Origin of the sequence: Bradyrhizobium sp. AZCC 1610 (assembly GCF_036924515.1) — a bacterium.
GTDB lineage: Bacteria > Pseudomonadota > Alphaproteobacteria > Rhizobiales > Xanthobacteraceae > Bradyrhizobium.
Map to the genome: position 1 here is coordinate 6,618,607 of NZ_JAZHRR010000001.1, position 21,121 is coordinate 6,639,727.

The 21,121-nt window shown below is 61.7% G+C and carries 18 protein-coding genes and 1 tRNA gene; 8 read left to right on the forward strand and 11 right to left on the reverse strand.

The genetic code is table 11. The features are described from left to right. Positions 1-107: 107 nt before the first annotated feature. Positions 108-3,404, reverse strand: a complete 3,297-nt coding sequence (locus V1279_RS32465; protein WP_334444477.1) for a CHAT domain-containing protein — start codon at positions 3,402-3,404, stop codon at positions 108-110. 25 nt (positions 3,405-3,429) lie between these two features. On the opposite strand from V1279_RS32465, the gene V1279_RS32470 reads away from it, so the two are divergent. The 4 genes from V1279_RS32470 (at position 3,430) to V1279_RS32485 (ending at position 7,956) form a co-directional block, all read left to right on the forward strand. After that, the gene (locus V1279_RS32470) at positions 3,430-3,651 is read left to right on the forward strand and encodes a hypothetical protein (protein ID WP_334444479.1); all 222 of its coding nucleotides are present in this window, start codon (positions 3,430-3,432) and stop codon (positions 3,649-3,651) included. 316 nt (positions 3,652-3,967) lie between these two features. After that, complete coding sequence (locus tag V1279_RS32475; protein ID WP_334444481.1) at positions 3,968-4,411, forward strand: hypothetical protein; 444 nt, start codon at positions 3,968-3,970, stop codon at positions 4,409-4,411. Next, a complete protein-coding gene (locus V1279_RS32480; RefSeq protein ID WP_334444483.1) occupies positions 4,408-6,297 on the forward strand; it encodes a CHAT domain-containing protein in 1,890 nt (629 codons plus the stop codon). Before V1279_RS32475 ends, V1279_RS32480 begins: the two co-directional genes overlap by 4 nt. A 222-nt stretch (positions 6,298-6,519) precedes the next feature. Continuing rightward, positions 6,520-7,956 carry a metallophosphoesterase family protein gene (locus V1279_RS32485; RefSeq protein ID WP_334444485.1) on the forward strand — a complete coding sequence of 479 codons (1,437 nt, stop codon included), beginning with the start codon at positions 6,520-6,522 and terminating at the stop codon, positions 7,954-7,956. Positions 7,957-8,307: 351 nt separating this feature from the next. Here the strand turns inward: V1279_RS32485 and V1279_RS32490 are convergent, their stop codons facing one another. The 4 genes from V1279_RS32490 to V1279_RS32505 all read right to left on the reverse strand — a co-directional run bounded on the left by V1279_RS32490 (position 8,308) and on the right by V1279_RS32505 (position 13,306). Continuing rightward, complete coding sequence (locus V1279_RS32490; protein WP_334444487.1) at positions 8,308-10,803, reverse strand: S8 family peptidase; 2,496 nt, start codon at positions 10,801-10,803, stop codon at positions 8,308-8,310. 41 nt (positions 10,804-10,844) lie between these two features. Then, a complete protein-coding gene (locus V1279_RS32495; RefSeq protein WP_334444489.1) occupies positions 10,845-11,837 on the reverse strand; it encodes an AAA family ATPase in 993 nt (330 codons plus the stop codon). Between the two features lies 1 nt (position 11,838). Further along, positions 11,839-12,171 carry a hypothetical protein gene (locus tag V1279_RS32500; protein ID WP_334444491.1) on the reverse strand — a complete coding sequence of 111 codons (333 nt, stop codon included), beginning with the start codon at positions 12,169-12,171 and terminating at the stop codon, positions 11,839-11,841. Between the two features lie 316 nt (positions 12,172-12,487). Next, positions 12,488-13,306, reverse strand: coding sequence for a C1 family peptidase (locus V1279_RS32505; RefSeq protein ID WP_334444493.1), 819 nt, complete (start codon positions 13,304-13,306; stop codon positions 12,488-12,490). Between the two features lie 171 nt (positions 13,307-13,477). On the opposite strand from V1279_RS32505, the gene V1279_RS32510 reads away from it, so the two are divergent. Further along, on the forward strand, positions 13,478-13,678 hold the full coding sequence (locus V1279_RS32510; protein WP_334444495.1) for a hypothetical protein: 201 nt from the start codon (positions 13,478-13,480) through the stop codon (positions 13,676-13,678). Positions 13,679-13,723: 45 nt separating this feature from the next. Here V1279_RS32510 and V1279_RS32515 read toward each other — a convergent pair. The 6 genes from V1279_RS32515 to V1279_RS32540 all read right to left on the reverse strand — a co-directional run bounded on the left by V1279_RS32515 (position 13,724) and on the right by V1279_RS32540 (position 18,281). After that, a tRNA-Arg gene (locus V1279_RS32515) sits at positions 13,724-13,800 on the reverse strand. A gap of 370 nt (positions 13,801-14,170) precedes the next feature. Next, positions 14,171-14,956, reverse strand: coding sequence for an enoyl-CoA hydratase/isomerase family protein (locus V1279_RS32520; protein WP_334444497.1), 786 nt, complete (start codon positions 14,954-14,956; stop codon positions 14,171-14,173). Next, positions 14,953-15,846: an amidohydrolase family protein gene (locus V1279_RS32525; protein WP_334444499.1), complete on the reverse strand. Its 894-nt coding sequence runs from the start codon at positions 15,844-15,846 to the stop codon at positions 14,953-14,955. Before V1279_RS32525 ends, V1279_RS32520 begins: the two co-directional genes overlap by 4 nt. Then, the gene (locus V1279_RS32530; protein WP_334444501.1) at positions 15,843-16,460 is read right to left on the reverse strand and encodes a carboxymuconolactone decarboxylase family protein; all 618 of its coding nucleotides are present in this window, start codon (positions 16,458-16,460) and stop codon (positions 15,843-15,845) included. The genes V1279_RS32525 and V1279_RS32530 overlap by 4 nt, the downstream gene beginning before the upstream one ends. Beyond that, positions 16,457-17,674 carry a CaiB/BaiF CoA transferase family protein gene (locus V1279_RS32535; RefSeq protein WP_334444503.1) on the reverse strand — a complete coding sequence of 406 codons (1,218 nt, stop codon included), beginning with the start codon at positions 17,672-17,674 and terminating at the stop codon, positions 16,457-16,459. The genes V1279_RS32530 and V1279_RS32535 overlap by 4 nt, the downstream gene beginning before the upstream one ends. Beyond that, positions 17,667-18,281 carry a glutathione S-transferase family protein gene (locus tag V1279_RS32540; RefSeq protein WP_334444505.1) on the reverse strand — a complete coding sequence of 205 codons (615 nt, stop codon included), beginning with the start codon at positions 18,279-18,281 and terminating at the stop codon, positions 17,667-17,669. The genes V1279_RS32535 and V1279_RS32540 overlap by 8 nt, the downstream gene beginning before the upstream one ends. A gap of 133 nt (positions 18,282-18,414) precedes the next feature. Here V1279_RS32540 and V1279_RS32545 point away from each other — a divergent pair, with 133 nt between their 5' ends. From V1279_RS32545 to V1279_RS32555, 3 genes are read left to right on the forward strand one after another with little or no spacing between them, the layout of a single operon-like run. After that, positions 18,415-19,128 (forward strand): GntR family transcriptional regulator, encoded by a 714-nt coding sequence (locus tag V1279_RS32545; protein ID WP_334444507.1) that lies wholly within the window; start codon positions 18,415-18,417, stop codon positions 19,126-19,128. Between the two features lie 35 nt (positions 19,129-19,163). Then, complete coding sequence (locus tag V1279_RS32550) at positions 19,164-20,009, forward strand: alpha/beta fold hydrolase (RefSeq protein ID WP_334444509.1); 846 nt, start codon at positions 19,164-19,166, stop codon at positions 20,007-20,009. A 58-nt stretch (positions 20,010-20,067) separates the two neighbouring features. Continuing rightward, the gene (locus V1279_RS32555) at positions 20,068-21,039 is read left to right on the forward strand and encodes a Bug family tripartite tricarboxylate transporter substrate binding protein (RefSeq protein ID WP_334444511.1); all 972 of its coding nucleotides are present in this window, start codon (positions 20,068-20,070) and stop codon (positions 21,037-21,039) included. Positions 21,040-21,121 lie beyond the last annotated feature (82 nt).

Here is a 21,121-nt window from a genome sequence, read left to right on the forward strand (position 1 = left end):
TACTCGTCTCAACGACGTTGGCTGCTTGCGCAATATCAAGCGGATACCAGCGTCTTCGGGCAGGTCGGTTATAGCCGGCGCGCTCAGAATAAGCGTAAGGATCTCACTCAGCGAAGAACCAAGCGCCTCGTAGGATCTCCATAGTACACGTACGACGACCACGTCTGAGTAGCCACTGGCCCGAAATCAAGCAGATGATGCCGCGCGAGTCGTAGCGCCTCCGCGAACGGTATACCGCTCAGAGGATCGCGCCTCACGAGACGCCACCACATGTCATAAGCGGCCGGAAAAAGCCGTGAATAGAATTCTCGAGCGAACGCGGCTGCGAATTCGTCATCGATCGGCCACTGCGCACCGACGAAGTATGCAGAATTCGCCATGAACGCGGATGCAAACCCGTAGATCTCGGCACTGCGCTGCCAAGGGGCCTCCCGGCAACTCCCGCAACCGTTAATGAAGGCCAGGACGAGATTGTGGGGTCGTAACTTCAGAGCCGCGGCCACCTCTTCGGCGAGAATCTGGTCGTGGTAGATCGGTAAATAGCTTTTATCCGGGGCACCGGGCACGAACTGAGCGTGTCCGGCGTAATGGAACAGGTGGGCGTCGCAGATTGCGTTCAGGACTTCAGCTTTCGTCGCGTCTGGTCGCACCCAGATCACGTCCGCCCCCCACGATTTGACCGCCTTGCTGACCGAATCTATTTCGGCCGCCACGTGCGGTAGCGCGCCGGAACGATCCTGCTTCGGACCAAACACAGCGACCTTCAGCCTCGATGACGATAGCGGATTGGCTCTGACGGTAACGTCAGCTGTCACCGTGCGCCCGATTGCATATCGCAACTGCATCATTTCGCCCGTCCCGTCGTCGGCGAGTTCGATGGGAAGCCAGATCAACGATTTCGAAAGGCTTAGACTCAACACATCGTCGTGAAACTGGCTCGTCGTGAACCGCATGTTATCCGGGAGCGCGTCCTCGCCCAACATCTTCGACACCCGCGCGATCGAGCCTTCGAAATCAGCTTTGGAAAATTCTGGAGCTTCCGCAGTCTGCACCAAGTAGGGCAACATCTGCTTCGGCATGCCGTTTAGGAGCGCGGATGGCACATCCACTTCGAGCCGAATAGGTGTCAAGGAGGATGGCGCTTCCAATTGGTAACGAACGAGATCGGGAGACAAAGCCGTTATCTCGACGGCAAATCGAGGATCGCCCTTTTCCAGCGACCATTTCAATCGCCCGATCCGCCGCAACAGGAAACCCGTAGGACCGCGGCGTGTCAGGAGCAGCCCTGCGCAGAGGATCGATGCCAAGATTGCAGCAGTGAGCTTGTAGGGATTGCGATAGAAAGGCAGGCTCACGGAGAAGCGGGAGTCGTGGAAATCTCCCACGTTCAGGAAGCCGTCGGTGACACTCGCAAAGAGGCGGTAACTCTTTAAATCATCGAGATTGGAAAGATCCAGACGGTTTTCCGGTCCGACCAGGCGACGCTCGGCGTTCGCGATGGGCGGGTTGTACGATACGACCGTGATCTTAGAAGAGGGCATCCCAACGAGCCCGGGGCTCACCAAGCGGTATGTCACTGAGTTCGTATCGATAGTTTCGGTCGAAGGCGTTCGCTCGATCAGGATTTCAGGCTTCGCGCTTGGCAAGTGTATCAGCGCGACGCTTCCCGCTGACGCGACCCAAAAACCGCGGCCGGTCGAAGGGACAACAAGGTTGATGGGCTCGGCGAGTCGAGGATCCAGACCTCTGAGTGTTTTCCATCTTCCTTCTTGGACGCTGCCCTCCCAGCGGAACAGCCCGGCGTCGGTGGCGGCGAGCAGTCCCAGTTCCCGGTGCGCGGCAAACGAGCGGATAATATACGGCTGATCCTGAACATCGGGACCGCCGAAGCCGACGACCGCGAATTTGCCTTCGTTCCGCTTCAGGAAAACCGTTCCGCCCCATCCTCCAGAAGCCACGGCGTCCGCGCCCTCGATCATATCGGTCAGAGCGATGGCGCCGAAGAGATGCTTCTTGCCATAGGGAGCCGGCGAGAAGGGACCCAGCTTCGCGCGTTCGCCGGATGCGACGGTTATCCCGACGACTCCGACAGCGAACATCGTTCCACTTTGGTCGAAGGCCAAAGCTCCGATGGCCGAACCACCGAAGTCGGGGTCGACTTCCGCGACTTCGCGCCATTTTTTGTCGGACACGCAGAGAGCGGAGATTGACCAGAAAAGTCCAACGCATACCGTTCCGTCGTCGGAGACCGCTAACGTCGAAGGCGCAACGGAACTTTCCGTTTTCGGCACTGGATAGTCCGCCACCCGTTCGGTTTTGGCGTCCGAAATCGAGAACAGGCCGGCCCCAGTCAGAGCCCAGAGCCTATCCTTGGAACCGCTAGCCAAGAGGGCGCCGGGAAAATAGGGGGAAGCAGTCGACCCAGCCGCTGGCAATTCCAATCGGGACGCCTCCAGCTGGCGGGTCAGGCGCCAAGCTTCGCCATTTTTCAACCCGACTACGATGCCACCATCAGGGCCGGGTACCATTGATGAGATCGTTCTCTCGTCACCCACAAACTTTTGTTCGCGCGATACATCGAAATACCGCCAAAGACCGAGCGGCGATCCTATCCATACATTGGCAAGTCCGTCCTCGATGATGGAGCTTGCCTTTATCGGACTACTCTGTCCGGGCGACCAACGCATCCAGGCGTTCTGGTGCCGATAGAGATAGTCCGTCGAGACCCACGCCGTGCCGTCCCGCTGCTGGTAGACGGCACTGCAATTGCCAGTCGCGAGCAATTCGGGGGTCGACGCTATCCTCAGGCCGACGGAAAGACAGTTTTTGTCCGTACCAATGAGCACCTTGCCGGCGGCATACGATACGTTGCGGACGAATGTTCCGGGCTCCACCTGGAAATTGATCGTGGACGAGACTTTTCCGGATGCCCTATCGATTAAGTAGATTCTTCCGTTGTCGACGGCCACGAGGTCCTCGCCAGCGAAGCCGAGAAAACCCGCCTGAACTTCGACGGGGACTACCTTTCCGCGTACAACTTCTTCTAGAGCTGAGATAGCCTCAGTCTGTCGGGGGGCGAACGATGATGAGACGACGTAAAGGTTGCCGTCTTCGGATCTCGCCAACGCCCAATCAGCTCTGGGACATCCTCCCGCATTGCGATCGCAGGCGCCGTACACCGGCGAGATCTTGTTTTCCGTCCATCGCCACAGGCTATCGTTGATCGTTCCGACGATGACGGTACCGTGGTCTATCTCGACCAAGGAATTCACGATCAAGGATTGCTGCAATCGAGAATCATCGAACTGTGGTGCCTTCGCTGTCACGCCGTCGTATGAGGCGACGCCTCCCGACGTGCCGAGCCAGACCCGATCCTTCGCTCTTGAGACGAGGATGTGGGTCACATTCCGGTCCGGAAGAGGCACCGGTATGAACTCCCAGTTTCCCGTTAACTCAGCTGTCGGCGCGGACTGGGGCAGCGACGGCAATGCGCTCTGGTTCTGGCCAAGAGCGTGGGAGCACTGGATTGCGAACAAGAAAATGAATGCCAGAGCCAAGGAAACCGGGAATAGTGCGCGGGCTTCAGAGAAACGACTGCCGAGCGTCGATCTGGCACGGTGGGTTGTCGCCTTTGCGGTGATCGTCGGATGATGAATCCGGGGCAAGCAAAGAGTCTTACCGATGACCGAAAGGGTGGCGACCGGATATATAGCCCATGGCATGTATGGACGATCTCATCGCACGTGTAACGCCACACTAGCCGCCGATCGAACTTACGGCAATCGAAAAACAACCACCATTATCGATGTTGCACATCCACACGCAGAAGCTAAGCTTCGGCTTTCCGCTTGGCGGATAAGTGTTCAGACTTGGATGCGTCGCCAAGTCGGCCCATCCGGAGACAGCGGCAACCGAAAGAAGACGCCGGTGCCGCCGCCGAAATACGTTGGCCGAATGGATCGCTCCCATGTTTGCGCAAATCCTCAATCGAAAGCTCGCCAGATTCGTTCTCGATAAGTTGGACGCCATCAAGCGGCATCGACATGCAGAACCGCAGATGCGGGCCGCCCCGCCGCCCGTAGTGCCCGATCTAGGCTCAACTGAAATTCAACACTTGGCTGCCGAAGTACGTAACGCTCTAGCAAGAGCGACGCCGTCGAATCGATCACCTGCAGAAATAGCGGCAGTTAAAGGCGCCGCTTCGACCCGCTGGAGGTCACTCGACGAGATTCTAGTGACGGACCGTTCCTTGGCGATACCAGAGCCGGCACACTCGTCTCCCGACTGTAGAATGTTCGACAAGTTTTTGATGACGGGGATTGGCTTGATCAGCTGCCTCGTTACCATGGGTATCCGGAAGTTCGAGTCGCCGCATGCGTTCAACGCGGTGCCGCTGGAGGCGCGGTCATGATGGAAGGCCAAGATCGTTTCGCCGCTGCGCAGGAGCTCTTCGAGAAGGGCGATCTCGAAATAGCGCTGGCGGCTTTCGTTTCGATTGCGGGGGACGCGCGGTGGCTGGCTCGCTGCGAAATCTATATCGCTCGGATTGTCGGGTTGCTTCAGTCCCGGCTTGAGCGTGGATCGGAGGAATGGCAACGCCTTGAAAGCGTCCTCATGCAGGTCCAAGGTCGCTTGGAGAAGGTTGCGCTACCGCGCGCCGCATCGCGGCCACGTCCGGCGGAGTCGGCCAGCAGGCCGAGGCCTAGATCCCGGTTGCTCGTCGGCACCAAGGAGGGACCTATGCCTTCCTTAGCGAGAACGTCGGATTTCCGGGTCGAGCGGACTCCCCATATCGATGTGATTCGAGACAGCCCCCTGGAGCCCGATGACAGGTTCAAGATCCGGGTATATCTCGACAAGTTGCCGATGCGGCCGGGAGAGATCGGGCAAGGGATCGCGGCGCCTGCGGGCACCCGCATAGAAATGACATTGGTCGCGTCGAGCCAGCTTGCCATTCTCGGACCCGACTCCGCCTCATTCATCCTTAACGACGTCTCGGGCGTGATCGAGCTGCCGCTCTTTGAGCTAGTCGTTCGACCGAAGGCAGAATGGCAGAGCGATGGGGCAGGCGTCATCGCGATTTTCTTCATCGACGGCAGGCCCTGCGGGAAGGTGAGTCGGCGGATCCCGCTAGGGCGCGTCGATGCCGCCACAGATGCAACGGTTCAAAGGATCGTTGTCGTGCCCAACGGAGTGGTCCCGGCCGATCTGACTGTCACCGTGGTAGCGGACATCATCAACAATGGTCGTCAATTTCAATGCACGGTGACGACACCTCATATTGAGAAGTACAGTCAGGCAAAGGCGCAGCCGTGGAATCTCAGCGATTCAACGAGCGCAGTAGTGCGTGGCTACATGGAGAAATTCACATCGGCGAGCACCGGGCCTGAGCAGCTTATCGACGAGCTCAACGGTGCGGGGAAGAAGCTGTTTGACGCATCTCCGAAGTTGTTTCAGGAAGTCTTCTGGGCGCTGTCGGACGCTGGCCTGCCGCTTCGCTCGATCGCCATCGTTAGCGAAGAGCCCTACTTTCCCTGGGAGCTTATGATTCCCCGCCGAAGATCGAAAAACGGACTCGAAGAGTTCGAAAAATCTCTGGGCGTGCTTTTCGGCGTCGGTCGGTGGACCTCTCCGGACATCGTCTCGCCCACGCGCGACATTGAACTCAACGACAGCTTCGTAATTGCGCCGAACTATAACGGACGCGGCGATCTTAGGAACGCTGCAGCCGAAGCGAAGATGGTCGCCTCCCTCTTCGATGGCGAGATGATTTCTCCCGCCAGTTTCGCGCAAATCAGGATGAGATTGCTCGGTCAGGCGAGGTCGCTCATACATTTCGTCTGTCACGGAAATTCAGCAGCGTTCGAGAACCAGTCGTTGCGCCTGGAAGGCAACGAAGTTCTGACTTCGTCGTCCTTAATTGGCATCAACGGCCTAGCGAAGATCTTTTCCGCGAAGAAACCGGTCGTATTTCTGAATGCGTGCGAGGTGGGAAGAGGCATTCCTTCGCTTGTCGGATTGGGAGGCTTCGCGCCTGCCTTCATAGAACTCGGAGCTTCGGCGGTAATCGCACCGCTCTGGAGCGTTGACGACGAAATCGCGCACCGGATTGCCGAAGAATTCTACAGGGAGGTCCGTAAGAAGCCATCGGTACCGCTCAGCCGGATTTTCTCCGCGATCAGGGCCAAAGCTTACGTCGAGGGCAAGGACACGTACGCCGCCTACTGCTTCTTCGGAGATCCCTTGGCATCGATGGCGGAGAGTCGGACTATATTGCCCGCGAGGCCTGGCGGCTGAGCTGCTATTTTCGTCGGACGGACGTCGACGGACGACCCAGCGACGAGAGCCGGATTGCGCGAGCGCGACATCGCGCGGCGATTGATCCGGGCAGGCAGCTTGTCGACGGTTGCGGATCCACGAGAATCGCCTAGGTTGCTCTCTCGAGCAGCCGTCACACTGCGGATCGGAGGCTGCGCAATCCCGATTCGGTGCGCCGGTTGCGAGGCGTTTGGAGGTCCGATGATCGGCGAAGTACTTAACCGCGATTTTGTCTTGGCCCAGATGAAGGCGATATTGCAGGAATTGAAGCAACGCGCATCGAGGCGTCGCGGCGGCAGCGCTGCGACGGGCGACCACGACGTTCCAGTGGATATGGACGACTACGACCAAGCTGCCAAGAAGATGGAAACGGCGTTGCGCGATGAAACGGCGAATACATCGGGGCCAACAGGATTCGATCCTCAATCGCGGCGCCGTGGCGGAACCCCGTCCGTCTCGTTGGACGAGACATGTTTCATCAGCAGCGATCCGATCGTAAGCATTACCCAGAGCGCGCTTCAGGAGTATTTCGACGATCCCCAAAGCCCGGATCACGTGGGGGAGCCGAGCGAGCGATCCCAACGGCGCGGCGAAGAATCGAATCCGGCAGTTACCGATCGGTACCTGTCGACTGGCCGGACTCTGCCCTCTCGCCGGGTGTTGGACAAGTTTTCGATCACTGATCCCGGATGGGTCAGCTCGCTCGTCGCGATGGGAATCTCGAAGTTCCGAAAACCCCATCCGTTCAATCCCGCGCCGGCTCCTACGCACACCATGGCCGATCAATGCCGCCTCGTAATCGTCGGCGATTGGGGAAGTGGCCTTCCGCGGGCGCAAAAGGTCGGTCGCGAAATGCGCAAATTCGTGGAGCAATCCTTGACTGCAGGCACGGAATGCCACGTGCTACATCTGGGCGACGTTTACTATTCCGGATTCGACTACGAATACCGCAAGCGATTCCTTCCATATTGGCCCGTAAATCCCGGCGAGGAAGATCGCATCGGCTCTTGGTCGCTGAACGGAAATCATGACATGTATTCGGGCGGTCACGCGTACTTCGGAACGCTACTTGCCGACGTTCGTTTTGCGAAGCAGGCAAAATCAAGCTTCTTCCGGCTCGCCAACTCCAACTGGCAATTCATCGGTTTGGATACCGCTTACGACGACAACGGATTGAAGGATCCGCAGGCCGTTTGGCTCGCCGATACTTTGGCGAAAAATCCGCAGCGCGCAATCCTGCTTACGCACCACCAGTTCTTCAGCGCGTACGAGAATTCGCCTTCGGTCGGCGAAACCTTGCGGGACAAGCTTGGACCCTTGTTGACGGAACGCAGAATTTTCGGTGCTATCTGGGGACACGAACATCGCTGTGTGCTTCACGCACCGCACGGTAATCTCGAATACGCGCGCCTCGTAGGCAACGGCGGCGTGCCCGTTTACATGACGCATGGCGAGAGCGATGCTTATGAGGCACCGGCGATATTCGAGGATCGTCGGTACATGGGAGGCGGTCTTGAGCACTGGGCGTACATGGGTTTCGCAGTGATCGACCTTGATGGTGGCGCTTTGAAAGCAAAGTACGTCGACGAGGACGGCTTGGTGTGCCACGAGGAGACCGTGGCGCCAGGAATCGCGTGACGTCTGGGTTTCGGTGGTCCGCAACGCAGTCCAAAGGAAGAGCAGTTCGAACGCGCCAAGGAGTTCTTTCAACGCAGCATGCTCAAGGCCCTCGATCGGCTGGAGCCGCTGTCGAAAGACGGGGAATGGCGCGAGAAGGTGCGAACCTTGATCGATGGGTTCGCTGCGAGACTGATCGTTTCGGGAGAGTTATCGCCGCGTTTTCTACCTTGAAGGCGATGGAGAGTGCCTTGACGACCTGGCCTTTGCGCAAAGGAAAAATGCATCTTACAATCCGCAACGAACTGATCTGCACTCGGCCCATTCCCCATCGGCGGAACCGTCGATCCGCTTGAAGCCCGATAAACCGCGTCACTTCCTGCGTATGATGGTCGGTTTGATGGACAGGTCCGTAAGCACTCTGTTCTTCGTTCGCGCCATCGTCGCCATTTCCGTGACCGCCACCTGATAGATGTCCTGGGTGATTGCCGGCGATCGAATGCTCACGATCAGCGAGTAGCGGACCGGAGCGCCGGCGTATTCGCCCTTCCAGACGTCATCGGTCCACCATCCTTTCTTTGGAGTTATCCGGATGCCGTTCTGGCGCGCGATATCGATGGCTTCGCCGGAGAATCTGTCGTGGTGGATGGTGCCTCTCTCCCGCAACTGGGATCCCAGTGCCCACCCCTCCTCCGAACGTGCCGGGGGCTTGGTAGTCCGCCGCGAGCTGAGTGCCTTGTTGCGTCGTCCAAGAACGTCGATTTCGTCGTCGTCCGGCCCCCGCACGTCGAATGCCAGCCGGTGGGATGCATAACGGGACCAGCGTCCCGCGGCGGCAGCTGTCAGATCTGGTTCGACGAAATAGGACAGGGTTACGCGCAGCTCGACAGGCGTCTTTTTCAGGTCGTGCAGAATTCGCTTCGGCCAAGGCAAGTCGTGATAGGCCATTTCTGTTGCGACGGTTCTGCCTTTAGCGAACGAAAACGGCGTGAACTGACCTTGTATCACCAGGGTTAATGCGTCGGACGCGCTCCTGGCGGCCATATCCTCGTCCGGGACTCCATAGCCGAACAAGGAGACGAGCATCTCCTTTTGCTGCTGCTTGTTGAGATTCGACGCGCGCTCGATCATGGCCGGCGTCCAGTCTGTCGAATGCACGATGAGGCCGCGGATCGTTTCGGGCCAATAGTCGGGATAGCGAGACGTCAAGCGGCCAGCCATGCCAGCGATAGCCGCCGTCGCTGCACTGGTCTGATCGAGGGTAGCGAACTTCCGCGTTGTGTGCTTGTTCGTGGTCAAAACGCCAAGCTCGGGAAGAGCCGTGGTTTCGCCGGATCCTGAACCGTCGACCTCATGGTTGCCGGCTTCAAAGACGACATCCGGCTTGATCGCTTTCTTGTTTGCCCAGGAGCAGCTTGTTCTGCTCGTCGGGGAAAGATCTCCTCCGAGCGAGAGAAGTGCGCCGCCGTGAGGATGTTCGTCGACGAATGTGCATCCGCCTACCGTGAGAGCATTGATGGCCTGCCCCGGGCACGTGATCCCCGACTCTTCGTTCCTGCTGGCGTAACCCGCCACCATCAGCGGTTCATCGAGTATGTTGCCCGCCGCCACGCAGAAGAGCCGCGGCGACGCGTCCTTTCCCCAGGCGAGTTGATCGACGGAGCCCGATAGCGTCGATGGGGAGCCATCGTCCAGACCCTTCGGACTGGTGAACGCCAGGCAATAGACGCGCTTGGCATCCTCAGCGGATTCCAGCAACTCGACGGCCGCGGCGATTTCGCCCACCGCCTCGCGCGCGAAGCGTTGACCGCCTGGAGGTCTCAAGATCGTGACGGACTCGAGAGAATTCTCCGGCTGGATCGGCCCCGTGCCCTCAAGCGTCGCGCCAAGATTCGGATAAAGCGTTATTCCTGCGATCCGGGTGCCGTGGGCATCCCAGCCGTTTTCCGGCCAGTGCTCGGATAGCGAATGGCAGCGAGATTCCGCCAATGCCGGCGAAAGCAATGGATGGCTATGGTCGACGCCGGTATCGAGGATGCTAATGCGGGCGGCCGCTGCGGCCGGCGGGCGCACGCGGGCCTGCATTCTCGCGCTCAATTCGCGACGGGCTTCATGCCCCATGTCCAGCACATCCAGGGTCAGGCTGGAGCAAGCCCGCAGCTCCATCACCGCACCCGATTTGTCGATCAGGCGCTGGAGGTCTTCGCGTCTGGCATGAGCCCGCAGCACCCGCACCCGCGAGAACTCGACTTCTCCCACGTCGAACCTGACGCCGTACAGTTTGGCCGAACTTCTCATTCGCTGAGAGGCTTCGGGTCTCACCCAGACTTCCCACTCGGCGACCTTGCCGGCCGACGGCAGAAGCTCTTCGTCGTCTAGCCACAAGTCCTCGAGCCTGGTGGGATAAAACCGGTCAATGCTCTCGAAGAAGTAGAAATTGCTCGGGCGCCTTTTGTCGCCGTTGTCCCATGCTGCGTAGTCGGAGGCGCGCTGGCGGATCGTGTCCGACTTCGAAAGCGTGAGCAGGAGATTTGCTCGTTGCCGCCTGCCATGGCCCTTGACGGAAAGCAGCTGCAGCGCAGCGGCGGGGTTCTGGAAGCTATCCCCCGTTATCACGCCCACCGATGTCCTGGCGGACACGCTCAGATGGATCTGCGCATCATCGGTCGGCGTTTCTGATTCATCGAGCGCCGCGCGTTTCACGGCGATCGCGCTATCCAGAGTCTGTGCGATCCTTCGAGAATGCTGCCCTCTGTCCTTTACCGGATCAGGTGCAACGGAATCGCCACCGCCACCCGATGCCGCGAACAAAATCCGGTAGGCGGGCAGATCGACAAGCAGGTGAGGATATCGGCGAATCGTGACCATTGCGCCGATATTGGGCGAGGCGGCGATGCCCGAGTCAACCGCTATCCTTTCAGCGAACGGCCTACCCTGTGGCTATCCGCGAGCGAGGCCAACAGCAGTTCGGTGTCCACCACGTTGTCATGGTCGAGAACCGCGTCCCGAGCCGTATCGTCCGCCGCGCGAACGATTTCGGCCTGGCTCAGATTGGCCGCGCCGGCGGAGACCGCCTCCCAGTCGATATCATGTAGATCGAACTGAGAAAGCACGGATTCGACCAGAGGCCGTACAAGGCCGGGCTGGGGAAGCGTGAAATGCAGCGCTGCGTTGAACCTTCTGAAGATCGCCCGATCGAGGAGTTCTGGATGGTTCGTGGCGGCGAAGATCAGACTCGTGCTTCGGTCCTCATCGAGAAACTGAAGGAAGGAGTTGAGAATGCGCCGCGCCTCCCCGACGTCATTATCGGCCGCCCTGCTTGTCGCGAGCGCATCGACTTCGTCGAACAGATAGACCGCGCGTCGTTCTGTCATGGCGTCGAACACAAGTCGCAGCTTTGCAGCCGTCTCGCCCATGTATTTCGTAATGAGGCCATCGAGCAGAACTGTGAAAAGGGGCAGTCCCAGCTCCGCGGCAACGGCCGCGGTGCTCATGGTCTTTCCCGTCCCAGGCGGCCCGACAAGGAGAAACTTACGCCGTGGCTCCAGGCCACGGGCAGAGAGCTTGGCCCTCTCGCGCTGCTCCTTGATGATCTTGCGCAACCTGCTGAGCAGATGTTCGTCCAGGACCATGTCGGACAGACGAACATCCGGGCTGGCAACCGACATGACGCCCGCAAGTTCGCCGCGCGGACGGAGCATTGGAATCGGATCGCGCGATTTGGAAGCCGGACCGCTCGACGCCTCGGCCTCGCGCAACAACGACCGGATTTCCTCGGCGATTTTCTCTTGCCCTCGCCCGGCCGCGCTATCCGCAAGCTGCTCTGCAACGCGCGTAAAGCGCTCGCGGTCGCCTCGCGTGAAGCTTCTGATAAGCGCAACAATTTGCTGGGCGGTGGCCATGTTAGTCCTGTTCAGGCGATCTTCGCAGATTTTGCATAATTTGCAAAATCTGCGACACGGCCTCGATCTCACCCGGCCGCATCTGACTGATCATGGTAACGAGCTCTCCCTGACGGGCGGTTAAGTCCTCCGTCGCGAGCAGGTCTCGAAAACCGGCCTCCTGGTAGGGTCTCATGCCAGTAACCCCGTTCAAAACGCGGCTCAGCATGGCAATATGCCAGCCGAGCCTGTCGGCCAACGCTTGTAAGGTCAACCTGTGCCGATCTCGATACGCGGAAACCCGGCCTGCCAGCAGGCGCTGACTCTCCGTTTGGCGCTCACTGAGCTCTCCCATTTTGCAAATTATGCAAAAAACGGAAGCAAAGGTCAAGGCTCAGAGACGCAGATGGTGTAGGTCCTGGTCTCTTGGGGCGCGCGCCCCGGCCGGGCGAGGGCGAGCGCGATTTTCCCGGTCGAACCGAGGGCGCGGAAGCGAAATACGACCTGCCGCAAGTCGCCCCGTCTCTCGATGCCCACCAATGTAAATCCGGAATTGTCAAAGGTCGGCTGCCACTGAAAGCCAGCCGTGGCAAAATTCGGGAGGACCAATTCGAACACTTCCCCGCGACGAACGTCGACGTTGGTTCGCTCCGGCCCCGTCCCGGCGCCGCTCATCGAATTCTTTCTGGATCGACCGCGATGAACGGACGCGTATCGATCTCGCATTGACCGTAGCGGATGCGAAAGTAGCCATCTTCGCCGACGTCGGATCCCCAGCTGTTGCGCGCTATCCAGAACCGCTCGCGGTCGTCGTAACCGACGATGACGACTGCGTGCAGGCCTTCATACACTCCTGAAACCTGCTCGTAGATACCGGCGTCGTACGCGAGAAAGTCCGTGTAGACTCTCATTATCGCCACGACGGGACCGTCTTCGGAAATCGATAGTCGTCGATCCCTGTCATTTACGATGTAATGGAAGCTTGCGACCCTTGCGTAGGGCCTTATGGCGATGCATTGAGTTGCGGCGGGATCGTAACGGAAATCCGCTTCGCGACCGACTCCGCTTTTCTGAGCGCGGGACAGCGCCACGTCGATCGGCATACCGAGAGAGCAATTTCCTCCTCCACAAAAGAAGAGATCGGCCTCGGACAGATCGATACCGTTCCCAGGCTCTTGCAGCTGCAGGCGCGACTCCATTGCGGCGCAGAGCGCGAACGCGGCGCACGACATGCATGCCGACTGGTCTCTGACTGCGCCTATGATCGGGGGCTGGTGCGTTCGCCAATCCACGCTGGGCGCAGCGGAAGTCCGACTCGATCGCGGCGGAAGAAGGTTTCCCGACGCTGCGCGAAGGGATTCAACTACGTCGATCTCGGGAATCCCCGCGACCTTTCTATCCCTCGGGCTCAGATCAAGGAGCGGGGTTTGCTTCGCCCGCCAACGCGCGCCGCCTTCCTGCAGCGTTTTTTGCAATTCGAGAAGGTCCATCCAGCACTCCATGCAGATCAGCCGCTAGCCGCAGTTCGTCGCGCGCGGCGGCTTTGAAGGCGTCTGGCTACCGCATTTAAGCCGAACTCGCAGGCACATTCTACCTTTGCACCCCGGAACTAGAGGCAACCGTCCCCTATGAGCCAGGGTCGCGGCCGTGGATTAAAGCGGATGAGATATTTCTTCGCGTATTCCGAAGCCTTGGTGACGATCAAGGTGCTCGTGCGCTTCGCGAAGAACGCGAAAGGGATTCGAGTTCATTCAGAGTTAAAGCTGAGGCGAGTCCCGCTCCCCGGCGTGATCAACACTTGCTCGCGCGAAAAAGACCCGTTTGACTCTCGCAATAAAGAACCGTTTGAAAAACCGTTTTAATTTGGCCGCTTCAAACGGTGATCTTTAGTAAGTGCCTGATATAAATGGCGCGCCCGAAGAGATTCGAACTCCTGACCCCCAGATTCGTAGTCTGGTGCTCTATCCAGCTGAGCTACGGGCGCGTTTTCGCTTGTGCATTTGGGCTTTAAGGGGCCCGGATGCGTCCGAACAAGGTCGGACGGCCGCGAAGGAGCGCTTTAGCTACCTGCTCCGGCCTCGCTTTGCAAGGTCCGCTTCGTGCGATTCAAGTGGCGAATCGGAGGCTGTCAATTTGACGCCCTTTACCGACGCCCGTTGGCGCACACCCGAAATTTCCCAGCAATTACAAGCAATTCGGGGCGCGGCGCGGCACGATGCCCCAACCGGGGCGCAACGCCCGCCAAGCGGGGTTTCCAGCTGATCGCAGGCATCAACGTGCCGGCGACGTGGCCCACCCGGATTGCCATCGACGCAGCCGGTAGCGACGGGGCCCATGGACCGCCGCCGAACGCCTCACCGCCCCTTGAACACCGGCTTGCGCTTCTCGCGGAACGCGGCAAGCGCTTCCCTGGTGTCCTCGGTTTCGGCCAGCGCCGCCGTCTGGCTCTGCTCGTAGCGATAGCCGTCGCGCAGCGGCAGTTCCTCGGTCAATCCGAACGAACGCTTGGCCGCAACGACCGCGAGCGGCACCTTCTCCGCGATCGTCCTGCCGATCGCCTGCGCCTCGGCAACGACACGCTCGCGCGGCACACAGACGGACGCGACGTTCATGCGGTAGAGGTCGGCGCCCGACATGCGCCTGGCCGTATAAATCATCAGGCGCGCATCCGACGGGCTGAACGAGCGCAAGACGTGCCGGACGCCGCCCGCGAGCCCGTAGTCGACCTCGGTCATGGACATGTAGGCTTCCTCGGCGATGACGAGGATGTCGGAGACGAGGGCGAGCACGCAACCGGCGCCGATCGCCGCGCCGTTGACGGCCGCGATCACCGGCTTCGGACATTCCATCACGCAATCGAACGAGGCGCGCACGAGACGGTTGTGGCGTGAATAGCCGCCCGGCTCCTGCAGCAGCGCAGGGCGCTCCGACAGATCCGCACCCGCCGAGAAAATCTTGCCGTCTCCCGTCAGCACGATGGCGCGCACGTCGGTCTCGGCGCCGAGCACGTCGAAAATCCGGATGATCTCTTCGCGAAACTTGCGATCCTGCGAGTTCACCGGCGGCGCTGTTATCGTCAGCGTGGCGACGTGATCGGTGACGTCGATGCGGAAGCATTCGAGCGTTTCGAGACCTTTCATGGGGTAGTCCTTTCGAAGCCGTAGAGGCGAGCTGGATTGTCGACGAGAATGCGGGTGCACTGCGCCGGATCAGGCACCCACCGATGCAGGAGATCGAGCATTTGACCGGCATCCGGCGCCGGGTTCATGCGCACATAGGGCCAGTCAGACCCCCAAACGACACGTTCCGGCGCGGCGGCGATCACGGCGTCGTGGAAGGCGCGCGCATCGTCATGCCCGGGACGTTGCGACACGCGGCAAACCGTCAGCTTGGCCCAGACGTCGCTGTCGGCGAGGCGCGCGCGAATGGATTTGAAAGCAGCGGTGTCAGGCCCACGGAGCGGGTCAGGACACGCCATGTGGTCCAGCACGAGCGGCACGTTCGACCGCAGCAAATTCGGCAGCCAGTTCGCGAGATCATTCGCCCTGGCCCATAGCTGGGCGTGAAGGCCAACCGCCCGCATGCGCGGCGCCAACACCCCGAAGGCATCGAAGCCGACGCTGCCGGGATAGCGGCTGCTATCCGGTGTGCGCATCTCGACGAAACGGAGCCCGACGATACCCGCCGCGCGCCAGCGCTGGAGTGTGCCGGTGTCGATCCCGGGATCTGCGACCGCAATGCCGCGGAGCGTGTCGGGCGCGGCTGCGATGGCGCTCAGCATGGCATCGGGATTGCTGCCGTAGGGCGCGGGCTGGACGAGCACGCCGCGCGTCAGGCGAAGCGTCCGGCGCAGGCTGGCAGCGACCTGCGGCGTCGCCTCGGGAAGCGCGTATACCGGCGTGGCCACCGGACGAAAGCGATCGTGTGGGCCGAACACGTGAAAATGCGCATCGCACGCGTCGGGCGGCAGCGTCCACGCCGGCACGCTTGCGGCCGGCGCCGGAACGGTCTCGAAGTCGGCCGCCGTCATGGCGCGCTCCCATAGCGCCCCGGCGGCAGCGTGACCAAAATCGTCTCGGGCGCCAGCCCCGTCGCTCCCTCGGGCAACGGCAATTGGTGCGCATTCAATGTCTGCGCCACCATCGTGTAATAGCCGATCACGGCCGTCAGCTCGACCACGCCGCGCGCGCCCCAGCGGCCCAGCACGGGGTCGTACGTGACCGTCGGCACGCAACCCGTCTGCTGCAATGCGCGCGTGAACTCGTAGACCTCGAACTCCGCCGCGTCGTCGAACGCCGGGCTTTCGAGGGCCGCGATGGCATCGACGATCTCCTGCTTCAGGCCCGCCGCTACCGCGGCGCGCACATGCACCCACCACTCGACCTGCGCCGTCCAGCGCCGCCCCGTCACGATGATCGCGAGTTCGTTGAGGCGTGGCGGCAAACAGGTGCGGTAGCGCAAAAACTCGCCGAGCACCGACCATGCCGACGCCAGCTCCGGGCTGTGGATCGCCGCGCGCAACGGACCGATCATCTGCCCGCGCGGACCCGACACGACGGAGTCGTGGAGACGGCGTTGCTCGGCGTTCATGTCTGCGACGTCGAGCAGTGGAATGCGCGGGCGCTGGTCCTCGACGCCGGTCACGATGCGCTTTCCGCAAGCAGTCCGAGTTCGCGCAGCACCTCCTGCGTATGTTGACCGAGGAGAGGCGGCGCCCGGTCGAAGCGCAGCGGCGCGTCGGCGAGCTTGATCGGGCTGACGACCTGGGGGACGCTGCCGGCGAGCGGATGCGGCAGGTACCGCAGCATCCCGCGATGCTGCAGTTGGGGATCGGCGAAGACCTGCGGAATCGTATTGATCGGTGCGGCGGGCACGCCGGCGGCGTCCAGCGCGGCAACGAGCGCGTCCCGCTTCCATGAGGCGAAGGCCGCGGACAACAGCGCCGTCAGGTCGGCATTGGCACGGATGCGGGCAGCGTTGGTCGAAAAGCGCGGCGCGCGCGCAAGATCCGCGTCGCCGATCACCTCGCAGAGCCGCGCGAACTGGCCGTCATTGCCGACCGCGAGCACGAAATGTCCATCGGACGCCGCAAACACGTCCTGCGGCTGTATGTTGGGATGACGGTTGCCGCTGCGCTGCGGCGTTTTGCCGGAGACGAGATGATTCATCGCCTGGTTGGCGAGGAACGCCGCCGCGACATCGAGCATCGCTAGGTCGATGGTCTCGCCTTGTCCCGTCTCGGCGCGTCGTGCGAGTGCAGCGAGAATGGCCACGGCTGCGTACATGCCCGTCATCAGATCGACGATGGGAACGCCGACCTTCTGCGGGCCGCCGCCGGGCTCGCCGTCGCGCGCGCCGGTCACGCTCATCAGGCCGCCCATGGCCTGGATGGCGAAGTCGTACGCGGCGTTCTGGCTTCTCGGACCGTCCTTGCCGAAACCGGTGACCGAACAGTAGACGAGCGACGGCTTCAGCCCGCGCAGCGACATGGCATCGAGACCGTACTTCGCGAGCGTGCCGACCTTGAAATTCTCGATCACGACATCGCATTGCTGCGCGATGGCGCGGATCAGTTGCTGGCCCTCGACGGTCGCGATGTCGACGGCAACCGATCGCTTGCCGCGGTTGACCGAGAGGAAATAGCCGCTCTCCCCGGTGAGGTTGCCCTCGCAATCCCCGAGAAACGGCGGACCCCAGGCGCGTGTATCGTCGCCTGCGCCCGGCCGCTCGATCTTGATGACATCGGCGCCGAGGTCGGCGAGAATCTGCGTCGCCCACGGCGCCGCCATGATGCGCCCGAGGTCGAGCACGCGGATGTGCGTCAATGGACCCGTGCGTGGATGCGCCGCCTCAACCATCGACGATCTCCGTCGCTTTGGCCGATGGGCGCCCCGCAAACGTGGCGTGCCACGCGGCCAGCCGGGGTCGTCCCTCGCGCCACGCGAGATCGGCAAAGCGGAAGTCCAGATAGGAGAGCGCACAGCCGACCGCAATGTGCCCAATCCCGAACGGCTCGCTTTCCAGTGCCCCTGTCTCGGCCTCCAGGCGGTCGAGCGTGGCGGCAGCCTTGATTGCGAAGGCGTCGAGCCACTCGTGCGTCTGCCGGCCGGCAGGCTTTTCGCGCTCGTTGCGCCAGAGCACGAGCAGGTCGAGAAGGCCGTCGGCCAGGGCCTGTCGGCTCAGCACCACCCAGCGCAGCGGACCCGCCGGCGCGAGCAGCCGGCCGCCTCCGGCGAGACTGTCGAGATATTCGACGATGACGGCCGAATCGATCAGCACCGTGCCGTCCCCGAGAACGAGCGCCGGGATCTTGCTCAATGGATTGTCGAGCATGATCGCGGGGTTGGGCTTCCCCATCGCCGCAACACTGCGCACGCATTCGATTTTTTCGGCCAGGCCGAGTTCGTGCGCGGCGATCATCACCTTTCGCACGAATGGCGATCGTGGAGACCAATGCAGTTTCATGCTTTCGCCCGTCGAGAATGCAGGCCGCGTCAAGAGGCCTTCCCTTTGCGACAAAGGTCATATATACGGACTTTTGTCAATTGAACTGCCAGCCGGGGGAACCATGGCGAGCCTGACAGACGCCGGAGTACCTTTGAGCCGTAGCGCCGTGGCGCGCTACATCCAGCTCGCGACCTTGTTCCGCAGCCGCATCATGTCCGGCCAATGGGCCGCCGGCGCGCAGATTCCGACCATCGAACGGCTGATGGCCGAATGCGGCGTCGCGCGTGCGACGATCCGCCAGGCGCTCGGCCTGCTCGAGGACGAGGGTCTTGTCTCGCGCTATCGCGCCAAGGGCACGTTCGTTACGGAAAAGGCCCGGGCCCATGTGTGGCTCGATGTGACGACCGATCTCCGCGGCATGTTGAACACGCGAGATGGCGCGACGATCGAGGTGCTCGAGGACACGCTGGTTCCTGCGCTCGAGCGATGGCCGCACGATATCGGCACGATATCGCGGACGTACCGGCGGCTGCGGCGGCGCCACGTCCGCGACGGGCGCCCGTTCCTTGTCGCCGAGGTCTATATCGACGAGGGGCTGGCGAGCCGCCTGCCGAAGCGCGCCATCACAACGTTGACCGCGATGCGCCTCGCTGCGAGCATTCCCGGCGTGCACATCGCCAGCGCACGTCAAACCATGACGATCGGCAGTTCCGATCTGGAAGTCTCGGAACTGCTCGGATTGCCGCTGAATGCGCCGATCTGTTTCATCGATCGCTCGGCGGTGGATCAACGGGGACGGCTCGTGCTGGTGTCGAAGGGCATATACCGCGGCGACGTCGTGCGCGTCGACATGGACGTCAAGTGACCGGCAAGGGCTCAATAGATCATAAGTATGCACTTATGCGCCCGATCGTTATCCTGGCCGCGATGTGGCCGGCAATGCTGCTGCCTTGCCCTACGGCGGCCGCCGAGGTGGCGCGCACCCGCGAAATCGTACGCTACGACAATGTCGAAATCGATCTCATCGCCGAAGGGCGCGGGCCGCTGATCGTGATGCTGCCATCGCGCGGCCGCGACTCCGAGGATTTCGACGACGTCGCATCCCGGCTTGCAGAGGCCGGCCATCGCATCCTCCGGCCGCAGCCGCGTGGCGCCGGCAAGAGCACGGGCCCGCTCGAAGGCATCCGCATGCAGGATCTCGCCCGCGACGTCGCGCATGTCATCGCCCGCGAGAAGGCGGGCCCGGCCGTGATCGCCGGTCATGCCTACGGCAACTGGGTTGCGCGCATGACCGCCACCGACCATCCCGCGCTCGTGCGCGGCATCGTTCTCATGGCCGCCGCCGCCAGGACATTTCCGAACGAACTGCGAACCGTCGTGCAGCAATCCGCCGATGCGAGCCTGCCGGACGAACAGCGTCTCGCGACCTTGCGCACAGGCTTCTTCCTTCCGGGCCATGACGCCTCCGTGTGGCTGCGCGGCTGGGCGCCGGCAGCGAACAAGGCGCAGGGCGTGGCTGCATCGGCGACGAAGCAGGCCGAATACTGGCAGGCCGGCACTGTTCCGATGCTCGATCTGGTTCCCGAGCGGGACCCGTTCAAACCGAAGGAGAAGTGGAACGAAAGCCGCGAGGAGTTTGGCGAGCGTGTGTCCGTCGTCGTGATCCCGGATGCCAGCCACGCGCTGATCCCGGAGCAGCCGGGCGCCGTCGTCGACGCCATCGTAGCCTGGATCGCGAAGCTGTAACGCACCCAATCAATGAAAAACGAGGTGCAGCAAGCGCCTCGCACATGGGAGGAAAGTAATGATGCGAAGTCTTGTTCGCGGGATGATCGTAGCCGCGCTTCTGGTCGGGCCGCAATTGGCACAGGCGCAGTCCTACCCCAACAAACCGATCAAGCTGGTCGTGCCGTTTCCGGCGGGCGGTCCGGCCGACACGATCGCCCGTGTGCTGACGGAGAAGATGGCGCCTCTGCTGGGCCAGCCGATCATCATCGAAAGCCGTGCCGGCGCCGGCGGCGTGACGGGAATAGCGGCGGTCGCGAAAGCAGAACCCGACGGCTACACCATTGGCCTTTCGAGCGCCGGCCCGCTCGCGATCACGCCGGTGCTTTCCGAGTTGATGCCGTACGACGTGCATAAGGACTTGAAGCTCCTGACGCAGGTGGTCGAGGTTCCCGAATTGCTGGTCGTCGCCGACAACGTCCCGGCCAGGACGTTCGGCGAGCTCATCGCGCTCGCCAAGTCCAAACCCAGCAAGCTCAATTTCGCCTCGACCGGCGTCGGTGGCGTGCCGCACATGGCAGGGGAATTGCTCAAGGTGTCCGCAGGCGTCGACATCGAGCATGTGCCATATCGAGGCGCAGCGCCCGCCGTCAACGACCTGCTCGGCGGTCACGTCAACATGATGTTCGCCGACATTCCCGTACTGCTCGGCAATGTGACGGCCGGCAAACTCCGTGCGCTCGCTATCGGCAGCGCCAAGCGTGCCCCGAGCGCGCCCGACGTGCCGACGACGGCCGAGCTCGGCATGCCGGAGGTGCTCGCCAACAACTGGTATGGGCTCGTGGCGCCGAGCGGCATTCCAGGCGACATCGCCGCCAAGATATCTTCAGCGGCCGTTGAGGCGTTGAACTCGCCCGAGGTCAAGGACAAGCTCGCCCTTCAGGGCGCAACCACGGTCGGCAGCACGGGCGAACAGTTTTCGGCCCATGTGAAGGCCGAGATGGAGAAGTGGGCGCAGGTCGGCAAAGCGGGGGGCGTCAAGCTGCAGTGACGTGCACGAAGCCTGGCCTGCCCCGCCTGACAAGCGTCCGCCTCACGCGATCTGCCGAGGTCGGAGCGACGGTGGCGACCGC